Annotated in this window: 11 protein-coding genes; 8 read left to right on the top strand and 3 right to left on the bottom strand. The window is 36.6% G+C overall.

What is annotated here, in order from left to right; genetic code table 11:
• Positions 1 to 8 precede the first annotated feature (8 nt).
• Positions 9 to 1307, top strand: a complete 1299-nt coding sequence (locus G9H65_RS11535; protein ID WP_166375495.1) for a bifunctional folylpolyglutamate synthase/dihydrofolate synthase — start codon at positions 9 to 11, stop codon at positions 1305 to 1307.
• Positions 1300 to 1959, top strand: coding sequence for a tRNA (guanosine(46)-N7)-methyltransferase TrmB (gene trmB / locus G9H65_RS11540; protein WP_166375496.1), 660 nt, complete (start codon positions 1300 to 1302; stop codon positions 1957 to 1959). Before G9H65_RS11535 ends, trmB begins: the two co-directional genes overlap by 8 nt.
• 46 nt (positions 1960 to 2005) lie before the next feature.
• Here the strand turns inward: trmB and gap are convergent, their stop codons facing one another.
• Entirely contained in the window at positions 2006 to 2998 is a 993-nt protein-coding gene (gap, locus tag G9H65_RS11545) for a type I glyceraldehyde-3-phosphate dehydrogenase (RefSeq protein ID WP_166375497.1), read from the bottom strand.
• Between the two features lie 499 nt (positions 2999 to 3497).
• Here gap and G9H65_RS11550 point away from each other — a divergent pair, with 499 nt between their 5' ends.
• The 6 genes from G9H65_RS11550 to G9H65_RS11575 all read left to right on the top strand — a co-directional run bounded on the left by G9H65_RS11550 (position 3498) and on the right by G9H65_RS11575 (position 8697).
• Positions 3498 to 4316 (top strand): 2,3,4,5-tetrahydropyridine-2,6-dicarboxylate N-succinyltransferase, encoded by an 819-nt coding sequence (locus tag G9H65_RS11550; protein ID WP_166375498.1) that lies wholly within the window; start codon positions 3498 to 3500, stop codon positions 4314 to 4316.
• A 49-nt stretch (positions 4317 to 4365) separates the two neighbouring features.
• Complete coding sequence (locus tag G9H65_RS11555; RefSeq protein ID WP_166375499.1) at positions 4366 to 5208, top strand: CvfB family protein; 843 nt, start codon at positions 4366 to 4368, stop codon at positions 5206 to 5208.
• Between the two features lie 77 nt (positions 5209 to 5285).
• Entirely contained in the window at positions 5286 to 5798 is a 513-nt protein-coding gene (locus G9H65_RS11560) for a helix-turn-helix transcriptional regulator (protein ID WP_166375500.1), read from the top strand.
• 374 nt (positions 5799 to 6172) lie between these two features.
• Positions 6173 to 6640: a pyrophosphohydrolase domain-containing protein gene (locus G9H65_RS11565; protein ID WP_166375501.1), complete on the top strand. Its 468-nt coding sequence runs from the start codon at positions 6173 to 6175 to the stop codon at positions 6638 to 6640.
• Positions 6640 to 7317: a response regulator transcription factor gene (locus G9H65_RS11570; protein ID WP_109325060.1), complete on the top strand. Its 678-nt coding sequence runs from the start codon at positions 6640 to 6642 to the stop codon at positions 7315 to 7317. Before G9H65_RS11565 ends, G9H65_RS11570 begins: the two co-directional genes overlap by 1 nt.
• A 6-nt stretch (positions 7318 to 7323) precedes the next feature.
• A complete protein-coding gene (locus G9H65_RS11575) occupies positions 7324 to 8697 on the top strand; it encodes a HAMP domain-containing sensor histidine kinase (protein WP_166375502.1) in 1374 nt (457 codons plus the stop codon).
• 698 nt (positions 8698 to 9395) lie between these two features.
• Here the strand turns inward: G9H65_RS11575 and G9H65_RS11580 are convergent.
• Complete coding sequence (locus tag G9H65_RS11580; protein WP_166375503.1) at positions 9396 to 10838, bottom strand: tetratricopeptide repeat protein; 1443 nt, start codon at positions 10836 to 10838, stop codon at positions 9396 to 9398.
• A gap of 54 nt (positions 10839 to 10892) precedes the next feature.
• On the bottom strand, positions 10893 to 13478 hold the full coding sequence (gene gyrA / locus G9H65_RS11585; RefSeq protein WP_166375504.1) for a DNA gyrase subunit A: 2586 nt from the start codon (positions 13476 to 13478) through the stop codon (positions 10893 to 10895).
• Positions 13479 to 13930: the final 452 nt, after the last annotated feature.

The raw sequence follows: 13930 nt of genomic DNA on the forward strand, positions 1-13930 counted from the left end.
ATCATCGAATGGATTATAAAGAAGTCATTGCTTTTTTATATAAGCAATTACCCGTGTTTCATCGGGAAGGAAAAAAAGCATTCAAACCCGGTCTTGGGAATATCCAACAATTATGTGAACGTTTAGGAAATCCTCAAGATTCTTTCAAAGCATTGCATATTGCTGGCACCAATGGAAAGGGGAGTTCTTCCCATTTCATGGCATCTATTTTACAAGAGCACGGATATCGAGTAGGACTTTATACCTCTCCACATCTACAATCTTTTACAGAGAGAATTAAGTTCAATGGGCAAAATGTCGCAGAGGATTGGGTCGTACAATTTGTAGAAAAAAACATTCAACTTATTCAGGATATCAAACCATCCTTTTTTGAGTGGACCGTGATAATGGCTTTCTCTTATTTCAAAGAACAACAAGTGGAATGGGCTGTCATTGAAACAGGATTGGGTGGTCGACTAGATTCTACGAATATCATTCTGCCGGAAGCTTGTTTGATAACGAATATCAGTTGGGATCATCAAGACATTTTGGGTGATAGCTTAGAGTTAATTGCTGGGGAAAAAGCAGGGATCATTAAACAAGGAGTTCCAATCTGTATTTCGGAGCGACAAAGTTTTTCTGAACAAATATTCCAAAAAAAGGCTCAAGAGATGTTTGCGCCTATCATTTTTGCTGAAGATAAAATACATTGGGATTCATATGTCAATGATCAGGACTTTCTACATCTTCGTGGAAAATCAAGTCAGCATAAAACTTTTGATATTATTTCTCCCTATACTGGTGAATACCAAGTAAAAAATATTGCTGGCGTTTTAGCTTGGTGCGAACAAATTCAAGAATTACATATTATTCCATTACAGTGGGATAAAATTTTGATTGGAATAGAGAAATCAAAAATAAATACCCAATTGCGAGGTAGATGGGAGATACTTCAAAAAAATCCTTGGATTGTAGCTGATACGGGACATAATGAAAGTGGTATTACCCAATTATTAACCCAGGTCAAGCAACAAAACCGAGGTCAATTGTGGATAATTTTGGGCATGGTTGCCGATAAAGATATTCATTTGGTGTTAACATTATTCCCCAAAGATGCCAATTATATCTTTTGTCAAGCACAAAATCCAAGAGCCCTTTCCGCAGAAAATCTTCAAAAAATGGCATTAGAGCATGGATTAGAGGGTATTTGTGAAAATAATGTAAATAAAGCTATTGAAATAGCTAAACTTTCCAGCAAGGAAAATGATTTTATTTTAATTACGGGTAGCACCTATTTGGTTGCTGAAATAAATGTAGGTTTTGAGTAGAAGAAAAGAATACAAATACGATATAGCGATTCGTTCACCTTGGGTCATTCAGTCAGGTAAAGATTTTTTTGATTCCTGTAGAAATAAGTGGAATGAAATTTATTTTAAAAATTCGAATCCCATAGTAGTAGAACTTGGTTGTGGTCGGGGTGAATATAGTTTAGGTTTAGCTAAATTATTTCCGGAAAAAAATTTTATCGGAATTGACATCAAAGGAGATCGGTTGGCAGCAGGTGCTAGACAAGCGGAAGCGGAAGGATTAACGAATGTCGTTTTTTTGAGAATTCATATCCAGCATTTACCTGAATTCTTTGCAGAAAATGAGGTGGATGAAATCTGGATTACTTTTCCTGATCCGCGTCCAAAAGATCGGGATGAAAAGAAACGCCTGACTTTCCCTTTTTTTCTAAACAAATATCAAACTGTGTTAAAAAGTCAAGGGATTGTACATTTAAAAACAGATTCAGATTCCTTATTTGAATATTCCTTGGAACAATTAGATAAAGAACCTTGGCAATTACTCATTCAGACCTGGAATTTATATCAATCAGAATGGAATCAAGATCATTATGGGATCAAAACACGATTTGAAGAGCTTTTTTACCAAAAAGGATTTTCCATTAAATATCTTCGAGCAATTAATAACAAATAAAAAAGGGAGGTTTAAGCCTCCCTTTTTTAATATAACATATGAAATACTATCCAACGCGAGCAATTAAATCTGCTGCACGAGAAGAATAACCATATTCGTTATCATACCAACCAACTACTTTCACTAATGTACCCATAGTTGATGTCAATTTAGAATCAAAAATACAAGAGTGAGAGTTTCCGATAATATCGATGGAAACGATTTCGTCTGTATTGTATTCTAAGATTCCTTTCATTGGACCTTCAGCTGCCTTTTTAACAGCTGCATTGATTTCGTCTGCAGTAACTTCTTTTTTCAAGATGGCAGTAAATTCAGTCACTGAACCATCTGGTGTAGGAACACGCATTGAAGAACCATCCAATAAACCTTTTAAGTGAGGTAATACTAAACCAACGGCTTTAGCAGCACCTGTAGAAGTAGGAATGATGGAATAAGCTGCAGCACGTGCACGACGTAAATCCGAGTGAGGAGCATCTTGCAAATTCTGATCAGCTGTATAAGCGTGGATAGTTGACATATATCCTTTCTCTAAACCAAAAGCATCATCTAATACTTTAGCCATAGGAGCTAAACAGTTAGTTGTACATGAAGCATTTGAAATGATTGTCATTTCATCCGTTAATGTATCTTCGTTAACACCTAATACCACAGTTGGAACATTTCCTTTAGCAGGAGCAGAGATAATTACTTTACGAGCGCCAGCAGTTAAATGTTGGCCAGCACCAGCTTCATCAACGAAACGACCTGTAGATTCTAATACTACGTCTATTCCTAAAGCACCCCATGGTAATAATTTCGGATCACGCTCAGCTAATGCTTTGATTGATTTTCCATTGACAGTAATAGAATCAGCATCAGAAGTCACAGTTCCATTAAAACGACCGTGAACAGAATCATACTTCAACAAATGAGCCAGAGTGGCGTTATCTGTTAAATCATTGATCGCAACGACTTCGACATTTTCCTTTTCTAATAATCTACGAAAAGTAAGTCGACCAATACGACCAAATCCATTAATAGCTACTTTAATTTTTTTCATTGATACAAATAATTTGATTTCAGATTAAAATCAAAAATAGCCATTTTTCCTCAATTCTCAAAAATTGAACGATAAATATAAGTTTAATCGCACAGGAGGCACTTTACACAAAAGTAAACAGGCAATTAAACATTTACCCAAATAGCTAAATATATGAATTTATTGAAAAAATTACTGGATACGTTTTTTATTCAAGCTTTTTTTGCATATTTACATAAGCCAATCGCTCTGCATTCATAGAAGGGTAGGGGCGTGACAGAATGTCACTTGTCTTTTTAGCTAATTTCTAGCGCTGTTTCCACCAAATATAATTTCGAGCATATTATCAACTAACTGATAATCAACCATTTGACTTATTAAAGTTGAAGTTAAATTTTACTGCTATTTTTGCTATTTTGAGAAAGGTATTTCAATATTCCTACAGATAATTCCTTTACCATATTGATTATGCAGGCATTTTCTCCGTTCTTTGTAGTATCAAATTTTGCATACATATTATATGAATTCATTAGAAAATATCATTCAATCTGCTTGGGAAGATACTTCCTTGCGTCAAAACCCGGAAGTTGTACAAGCCATTGAAGAAGTAGTAGAAAAAGTCGACAAAGGAATCCTTCGTACGGCAGAACCACTAGCTGATGGAAGCTGGCAAGTGAATGAATGGGTTAAAAAAGCCATTGTGATGTATTTCCCTATTCGTCAGATGTCTGTTAGTGAAGTAGGCATATTTGAATACCATGATAAAATGCGTTTAAAATCAAACTACAAGGAATTGGGAGTTCGTGTAGTTCCGCCAGCTGTAGCCCGTTATGGTGCTTATTTAGCGAAAGGAACTATTTTAATGCCTTCTTATGTGAACATAGGTGCTTATGTAGATGAAGGAACCATGGTGGATACTTGGGCAACAGTGGGTAGTTGTGCTCAAATTGGTAAACATGTCCATTTAAGTGGTGGTGTAGGTATTGGCGGCGTATTAGAACCCCCTCAAGCTGCACCGGTGATTATTGAGGATGGCGCATTTATTGGTTCACGTTGCATCGTAGTTGAAGGTGCTCATATTGGCAAAAAAGCTGTTTTAGGAGCTGGTGTGACCATTACAGGTAGTTCAAAGATCATTGATGTCAGTGGTCCAGAACCAGTAGAATACATTGGATATGTTCCTGAAAATTCTGTCGTTATCCCTGGTAGCATACAAAAGACTTTTGCAGCTGGCACTTATGGTGTTCCATGTGCACTTATCATCGGAAAAAGAAAAGAAAGTACTGATTTAAAGACTTCCTTGAATCAAGCCTTACGAGAAAACAATGTAGTCGTTTAACGTCAGAAATTTGAATACCTTTACACCCGGCTAAACACCGGGTTTTTTTATGGAAAATGAATTAAAAATTGGGGAATATAATCGATTAAGAATCGTCAAAGAAGTCCCCTTTGGATTGTATTTAGATGGTTATGAAGATGAAATACTTCTACCTCTTCAGTATGTACCAGAAAGCTATGAAATTGATGGCTTTATTGATGTTTTCATCTACCGAGACTCGGAAGATCGAATCATCGCTACGACTTTAAAGCCATTAGCTACGATTAATCAGTTTGCTTTCTTAGAAGTTAAACAAGTTACACCCATTGGCGTTTTCCTTGAATGGGGGCTCATGAAAGATCTTTTGGTTCCTTTTGGGCAACAATGGGAAAAGATGTCAGTTGGGAAGTCCTATTTAGTATATGTCTACCTAGACGCACAAACAGATCGTATTGTAGCTTCGGCTAGAATTGATAAGTTTTTATCCCAATTAGACGAGGTTGAAGAATTTACCATTGGACAAAAAGTACAAGCATTACCTTTTGAATACACGAACTTAGGAATCAAATGCCTTGTAAACAATTGTAAACTAGGTCAATTATTCAAAAATGAAATATTTACAAATGTTAAACTTGGTGAAATGTTAGATGTTTACATTGATAACATTCGCGAAGATGGTAAATTAGACTTACGAATAGAACCCGTAGGCATTCAACGAATGGATTCACAAAGGGAAAAGATCATGGAGGCAATTACGCTACATGGTGGAACCTTAAACCTACACGACAAAAGCCCTGCTGAAGAAATATATGAGCAATTAGGTATGTCCAAGAAAGATTTCAAAAAGGCTGTAGGTGGATTATACAAAAGTAAACTCATTATACTTGGTGACAATTGTATAATCAAATCGTAAACATTTGTAACACAAATAAATTTTGCTTTTGTCTTTTATAAATTTACCTTTGTAACTCCAATTGATTATTTACAAAGATGAATTTAAGTCAAAAGATAGAATTGTTAATTCAGAGAAAACAAATCAGTTCTTCTCAATTTGCCGACAAGATAGGAATACCACGCAGTAGTGTGTCCCATATCTTGTCGGGCAGAAATAAGCCTAGCTTAGATGTTGTTCAGAAAATTCTCAAAGCTTTTCCAGAGTTGACGGCAGAGGAATTGTTATTTGATGATCGACTACTCTCCGTGAATTCATCGCCTAGCCAGAAAATTGAAGTAAGTAGCATTAGTCCTTCTCTTTTTGATGCTCCAGAAGTAAGCCCTTTAGAATCGGATAAAAATTCTTTAGCTGAGTCAACCATCGTACAATCAAATCTCAGGCGAAATAGAGAAAGTACTAAAATCAGTAGTGGAAATGCTAGTTCCATCAATTCTCCAGGTACAACTCCGAGTCTACCCGTTTCCAATACTCATTTAACTAAAAAGATTGAGCGAGTGATCATCTTTTACTCGGATGGATCATTTAGTGAAAGTAAACCTAGCGAGTGATGAAAACGACAAGAAAATAATTTCCTGCTATTTAGTTCATCTTTTGTAGTTAACAATTAGAAGCTCTCTGATTGACTTATCCACGACTTATCCACATTCGTGCACAATTGTATTTTAGAATTCTTTATTTCGATCCAATCTGAACAAAAATTCGTGGATTTTAGAAAATTCAGGCATTTTAAATAGGACTTATCCACATGAAACTGTGGATAAGACGTGGAAATGTGTACAAAAGGAAACAGATGCAGCTACATCTTCCTTTCATTTCAAATTTAAAATAGAATATCGTAGTAGAGAGTGTGGATAAAGCTTCCATTTTAGGGATTTACTTTAACCAATTATTTGACTAATTTTAATCTAATTAGATATACCCTATGAAAAAAATCGATTCCTTAAATCAAGTTGCCTTATTTCATGAAACATTTGGAGCTCCCATTTTGGCTCAACCTTGTATTCCCTCTAGTGATCGTTGTCAATTAAGGGTGAGTTTATTAGCTGAAGAATTAGAGGAATTGCAACAAGCCATTAAAGATCAAGACTTGGTAGAAATTGCGGATGCTTTATGCGACTTGCAATATGTGCTTTCTGGAGCAGTTTTGGAATTTGGATTAGGTGAAAAATTTGTCGATTTATTCAATGAAGTTCAGCGTTCCAATATGTCTAAGGCTTGTAAAAGCTTAGAAGAAGCCGAAAAAACAGTGGAATATTACTTCTTAAAAGATGGCACAGAAGCTGAAATAAAAGAGGAGCATGGTCTTTGGAAGGTATATCGTAAATCCGACAATAAGGTATTGAAATCAATCGCTTACTCACCAGCTAATTTAAAAGATATCCTTGGATGATACGAATCTTACTCATAGAAGATGAACCCAAAACAGTACAATCCTTGAAAAGAGGCTTGGAAGAAAATAACTATGAAGTAGAGGTGGCTTACGACGGACTCATGGGTAAGCAATTAGCCACTAGAAATACATATCAGCTCATTGTCTCAGACATCATCATACCTGGAATCAATGGAATAGAACTCTGCAAAGAACTGAGAAGCTTGGGAATCCAAACTCCCATATTAATGTTGACTGCCTTAAGTACTACCGACGACAAGTTGATTGGCTTTGAAGCAGGTGCCGACGATTATCTGGCGAAACCATTTGATTTTAAGGAGTTTATGGCGCGTGTCAAGGCACTCATCAAGCGTTCCAATCAAACTCTAGTGGATTCTCAAGTCCTAAAATTTGCAGATTTAGAGCTCGATTTAACCAGTAAATTAGTCACTCGATCCGGACAAAAGATCAATCTTACCGCCAAGGAATTTCAATTGTTGGAATACTTCCTAAAAAACCAGGAAAAAGTGATTTCAAAAGCAGAAATTGCGGAAAATATTTGGGAAGTTGAAGATGAAAATTCGTCCAATCTTATTGAAGTATATGTGAATTATTTACGAAAAAAAGTAGACAAAAATTTTCCTAGTAAATTGATTCATACGCAATTTGGTATGGGTTATATACTCCGACAAGAATAAGAAAACATGCAGATACGTTCCCGATTGACATATCAATTTACCTATTTGGTGTCAGCGATATTATTCGTATCCTATTTAATTATCTATATTTTCTCCCAACAGAATTACAAAGAGAATTTTTATTCTCGTTTAAGGCAAAAAGCCAATACTGCCGCAGAACTCTTGGTCAATGTTAATCAAGTGGATTCCAAGTTATTACGCATCATCGACCGAGCTAACCGCGATATTCTATTTCGCGAAAATATCATGGCTTATGATACCTGCAATGAGCGTATTTATCGTTCAAATGATACCATTTCCTTTCATATTGATGTAAACCGAGTTAAGGAAGTTCGAAGAAAAAAAGAAGTACGTTTTGCTCATGAAGATATTGAGATATTAGGTACTGTTTTTGCAACTCCAGAAGGCCGAATCGTCGTTTTTGCGGGTGCAGTGGATCAATATTCCGCTGAAAATGCCAAAGACCTAAAAAACATTCTTATCGCCTTATTTTTATTATTTGTGTTCATTGTGGTGATTTCAGGTTGGTTTTTTGCTGGAAGAGCAGTTAATCCCATTTCAGAAGTTATAAAACAAGTTGACCAACTTTCACCCAAACGATTGGAAGAAAGGCTGGAATCCTCTGATTCTGAGGACGAAATAGGGAAGATGGTATCTACGATCAACCGGCTATTGGAACGCATTGAGAATGCCTTTAAACTGCAAAAAACCTTTATTGCTAATGTATCTCATGAACTTAAGAATCCATTGACTAAGATTTCATCTCAATTAGAGGTAAGTCTATTAAAAGAAAGAGCGGCTGAAGATTATAAAGAAACAATTGCCTCAGTATTAGAAGATACACAGGAATTAGCAGCCATTACGGAATCCTTGTTGGAATTAAATAAAATTAGCGTATCGGATTACCAGGCTGGTTTTCAAATAATACGTATTGATGAAATTATTTGGGAAGCTAGAAGCTTAACTCAAAAACTCAACAGCCACTATAAAGTAAGCATTGATACCTCATTCATGCCAGATGATGAAGAAGAATTGATGATTCGGGGCGATGAGAAATTGATTCTCACAGCGATTAAGAACTTAATGGAAAATGCCTGTAAATTCAGTCCTAAGCACTGTGCCTTTGTGGGATTGCGCGTTTACCATAACACCATCAATATTCGTGTGAAAAACGAAGGAAAAGGCATCCCTAAATCAGACCTACCTTTTATTTTTCAACCCTTTTTCCGAGGTGAAAATACCGCTTCATCTAAGGGCTATGGTATTGGACTTTCTTTAGTGGAGCGCATCATTCACTTGCACAACGGCAGTATTCAGGTTCAATCCAATCCAAATGAATGGACGGAATTTACAATGTCTTTACCGCAGACAAAACCGTGAGGAAATGATACATGATAATTTATAAATGGTGGTTTTAAAAGAATATGGTACTTGTTATATAATTTATATTATGTTAAATAGATTATTGATTTGTGTAAATGGTTTATTCTAATCTATCCCTCTTATTAGCCTAGGATTTAAATCCTAGGCTAATATCAAATGTTTTTAGAATTGTGTATCACAAGCCCGGGATTTAAATCCCGGGCTCATTCATATCAAATGTTTTTAGAATTACGTATCACAAGCCTTGGATTTAAATCCAAGGCTTGCAAGTTTAAAATTTCATATAAATCAGACTATTTACGAATTATGAATTATATACAAAACCAACCATCAGCCTGGGATTTAAATCCCAGGCTGATATCAAATGTTTTTAGAATTACGTATCGCAAGCCTTGGATTTAAATCCCAGGCTGATATCAGATGTTTTTAGAATTGCGTATTACAAGCCCGGGATTTAAATCCCGGGCTCATATCAAATGTTTTTAGAATTACGTATCACAAGCCTTGGATTTAAATCCAAGGCTCATATCAAATGTTTTTAGAATTGCGTATCACAAGCCCGCGATTTAAATCCCGGGCTCAAAACGAATTATAAACAAAAAGCCCAATCTATTGATTGGGCTTTTTGCGCTTACATAAACAAGCCTAGGATTTAAATCCTAGGCTTGCATATTTGAAATTTTAAAGAATCCTGACTATTTATCTAATTCAGCCAATTTGCTTTCCATCTTAAGCTCACGATAAACTTGCTTTAAGATTTCTTTCAAATCTTCATCTTTCTTTGTAGAATAAGCCTTTTCAAAGAAAGGTAAAGCTTCATTGTATTTAGCCGAAATTTGAGCTTCTACAGCCTTTCCATCCTTCTTATAAGCTTCCATATCCATGGCATTTACTTTCTTCTTGATTTCTGCTGCTTCATTGTAGCGGAAAGCCCCCATTTGATACAATGCATCATAATAATTCGCATCAATAGCTAATGCTTTGGTATAAAAACCAGGTACTTCAGATTTCAATGCATCGACTTTTGCAGTTAAATCAGCCAATTTAGCAGCATTTTGTGCGACATCTCCTACTTCTGCTTCTGCCTTTGCTAATTCACCTTTCAACTCCTCTAATTTTCCATTTTGCTCTTTAACAGTTCCGTCCAATTGTGAAATTTGAGCTGTAATAGCAGCTTTTTGCTTCGGTTGAGCTGTTTTTAACTTAGCCTTATTACGTGTGATCTCCTCTACAAAAGCTGTAACCTGCTCTTTTTGAGCAGCAATCCTACGTTTTGCTTCATCCACTTTAACTGTTTTTTCTGAAATTTTACGAGCGTCTTCATTCAATCCATTGATTTTGTTTTCATACAATAAACCAATATTCAATAATGACATGGCATCCTTAGGGTCCGCTGCAATGGTTTTTTTCAATTGATCAATCGCTTGGTCAATTCGATTGAAAGAAATCAACATATTGAATTTTTCATTCTTCAAATCCTTACTACCTGGATAAAGACCGATTCCTTGATCCAACAAAGCTAAGGCTTTGTCTTCTTGCTTCTTACTTTTATAGATTTGAGACAAACCGTAAATAATGGCTACGTCCTTACCTCCTATTCCCATATAACGTTCGTAGGCTGTTTGTGCTACATCATCATTCTGGGACAATTGAGCAACAACACCTGTATACATGGCAGATGTTGTATCTTTTGGAGTCAATTCAGATGCTTTGGACATGTATTTCAAGGAATTTTTATAATCTTTCCCTTGATACTTAATAACTCCCATGTTCATCAATGCACTGTAAATTTTCTTGTCTTCAATCAATTTCTCCGCTTCTTTTGCTACGGAACCTTTTTTACCATCTTTGGTATCTAACTTAACCGCTTCATTGATGTATTCAATGGCTTTAAAAGCCGCATCCGCATCCGTCAAAGCAAACGTAGAATCTGGAAATGAAGCTACGTCAACATAAGCCAAAGCTCTATTTAACCATGATTTGGCCTTCGTAGGCGCTTTTTTTACCTCTTCATCTGATTTCTTTACAGACTCTAAGATCGATTTTTTCTGAGCCTCTACCAAAGCCTTATCCGCTTGAGCGAAGGTCGAGCCCATGGCCATAGCCACAGTAAACAGGGTTAAAACTAGTTTTTTCATGTGATTGATTAAATTAAAAAAAAGCCCGAATTTAACCTCGGGCCGATAAAATTATTATTCTTCTGTTAAAGTCTCACCTTCAGCTCCTAAATCCTCACCTTCATTGCCCGCTTCTGGTGATGTTGGAATCGATTGATCTTCCACCACAGTTGCAATTGCATCAACTACTTCTGCTTCTTCGATTTCAGGCTCTTTGTCGATTTTGGTTACAGATGAAATCTCATCCGACTCATTCTTCAAACGAATCAACTTAACTCCTTGTGTATTTCTACCCATCACGCGTAGCTCTGCAACACTCGTACGAATCAAAATACCCGCTTTCGTAATGATCATCAAGTCATTGTTATCATTAACTTCCTTAATCGCTACTAAATTACCTGTCTTTTCCGTGATATTCAACGCTTTAACACCTTTTCCTCCACGATTCGTCAATCGGTAATCTTCTACCTCAGAACGCTTACCAAATCCTTTTTCAGATACCACCAACAACTGCTGTACCTCTGGATCTGATACGCAAACCATACCAACAACTTTCTCCGTTGCAATATCCTCATCAATCCAAATACCCTTCACACCAGCGGCAGAACGACCCATTGGACGAACACGCGTTTCTTCAAAACGAACAGAACGTCCCGTATTCGTTGCAATGACAATTTGATTGTTTCCATTGGTTAAGGCTACATCCAATAATCGATCTCCTTCACGAATCGTAATGGCAATAATACCATTCTGACGAGGACGAGAATATGCTTCTAAACTTGTTTTCTTGATGGTTCCATCTTCTGTACACATCACAATGAAATTATTATCAATGTAATCTGGATCTGTGATTGATTTCACATTGATTACCGCACGGATACTATCTCCATTTTCAATGTTCATCAAATTTTGGATAGGTCGACCTTTGGAAACTTTTGATCCTTCAGGTACTGCATACACCCGTAGCCAGAAACATTTACCTCGTTCGGTAAAGAATAACAACCAATTGTGCATGGTAGCAGTAAACAAATGCTCCGTATAGTCATCGTCTTTCGTAGCCACAGCACGAGAACCTACTCCTCCCCTAGTTTGGGAACGATATTCAGTAATTGGTGTACGTTTAATGTATCCTTGAGCTGATACGGTGATCAACATCTCATCATCCGCAATCATATCTTCGACCGAGAATTCATCGTCCGTCATGTTAATTTGCGTTCTTCGCTCATCACCATAACGCGTTTTCATATCGATCAATTCATCTTTGATGATTTGTAATTGTCGCTCTGGCTTCGCAAGGATATCTTCTAATTCCTCAATCAGCTTCATGATCTCAGCATACTCATTCATGATTTTCTCACGCTCCATACCGGTTAGACGCTGTAAACGCATCTCCAATATTGCTTTCGATTGTAAATCAGATAAGTTGAAAGTAGACATCAAGCCTTCTTGAGCCGAACTTGGATCTTTGGACTCACGAATCAATTTAATCACTGCATCTAAATTATCTAAAGCAATGATGAAACCTTCTAAAATATGCGCTCTCTTACGAGCCTCGCGTAAATCGTATTTGGTACGTCGAACAATAATCTCATTTCTATGCTCCACAAAATGATGAATCAAATCCTTTAGATTGAGCATCATAGGGCGACCCTTAACCAAGGCCACGTTGTTTACACTAAAAGAAGATTGAAGCGCTGAATGCTTGTATAAATTATTTAAAACAACATTGGCAACGGCATCGCGCTTTAAGTCAAAAACGATACGCATTCCTTGACGGTCAGACTCATCACGAATTTCAGAAATCCCATCAATGCGTTTATCATTCACTAAATCAGCACATTGCTTAATCAAAGAAGCTTTATTGACCATGTAAGGAATCTCAGAAATTATAATCTGCTCCTTTCCTGTTTTCGATGTATCAAAAGTCGCATTTCCACGAACGACAATACGTCCTCGACCCGTTTCAAATGCATTCTTAATGCCTTGAACACCATAGATGGTACCACCTGTAGGAAAATCTGGGGCTTTAATATACTGCATCAATTCCATGATAGTGATATCACGGTTGTCAATGTACGCCGAAATTCCATCTACAACCTCCGACAAATTATGCGGAGCCATGTTGGTCGCCATACCCACCGCGATACCCGAAGTACCGTTCAACAATAAATTAGGAATCTTAGCCGGCAATACAGTAGGCTCCTCTAATGAATCATCAAAATTGGGTTGAAAATCAACCGTTTCTTTATTTAAATCCGACAACATTTCATCGGCTATACGCTTTAATCTGGCTTCCGTATAACGCATCGCTGCCGGTGAATCTCCGTCGACCGATCCAAAGTTACCTTGACCGTCTACTAATGGATAACGCAATGACCAATCTTGGGCCATACGAACCATGGTATCATACACCGAGGAGTCACCATGTGGGTGATACTTACCTAATACCTCCCCGACTATACGAGCTGATTTCTTATACGATTTATTGTAACTAACTCCCAACTCCTCCATTCCAAACAACACCCTCCGGTGAACCGGCTTTAATCCATCACGAACATCGGGTAATGCACGAGACACAATAACAGACATTGAATAATCAATGTACGCCCCTTTCATTTCATCTTCAATGTTGATAGGGATAATATTTGTAGATACTGACATAAATTATGGTTTGATGCGTTGAACAACCTCAAAGAATCAAGACAAAAAATGTTTGAATAATAGAGATTTCCAATAGCTACAAATATCATCAATTATGCCAATTTTTCCAAGATAAATCACAATAAATTGACAATTTTTAAGGCTACAAAAAAATGACTTTTTTGCCCATTTTTCAATCCAATTTTAACCCACAAAAGGTGAACAATTATCCCCTCTGTCCAGAGCTTAATTCTTTCCATTTTTAACCGCTTCTGCCGTGTATTTCCTTAAGGTATTGAGAATGAGAACACTCATCAGAAAAAATCATCTTAACCTTTTCATGACTGCATAAAAAACAACTTGGCTCGAATTTGCTTCTAGCCCAATCAATCATTGGTATATCATCTTTTCTTTTGTAGTTTTGGAATTATTTATATCCAATCTAAATAATGTATTTTAAAGTTATAGGCTAA

The sequence above is a fragment of the Aquirufa ecclesiirivi genome (genome assembly GCF_011250515.1).
GTDB classification, from domain to species: domain Bacteria; phylum Bacteroidota; class Bacteroidia; order Cytophagales; family Spirosomataceae; genus Aquirufa; species Aquirufa ecclesiirivi.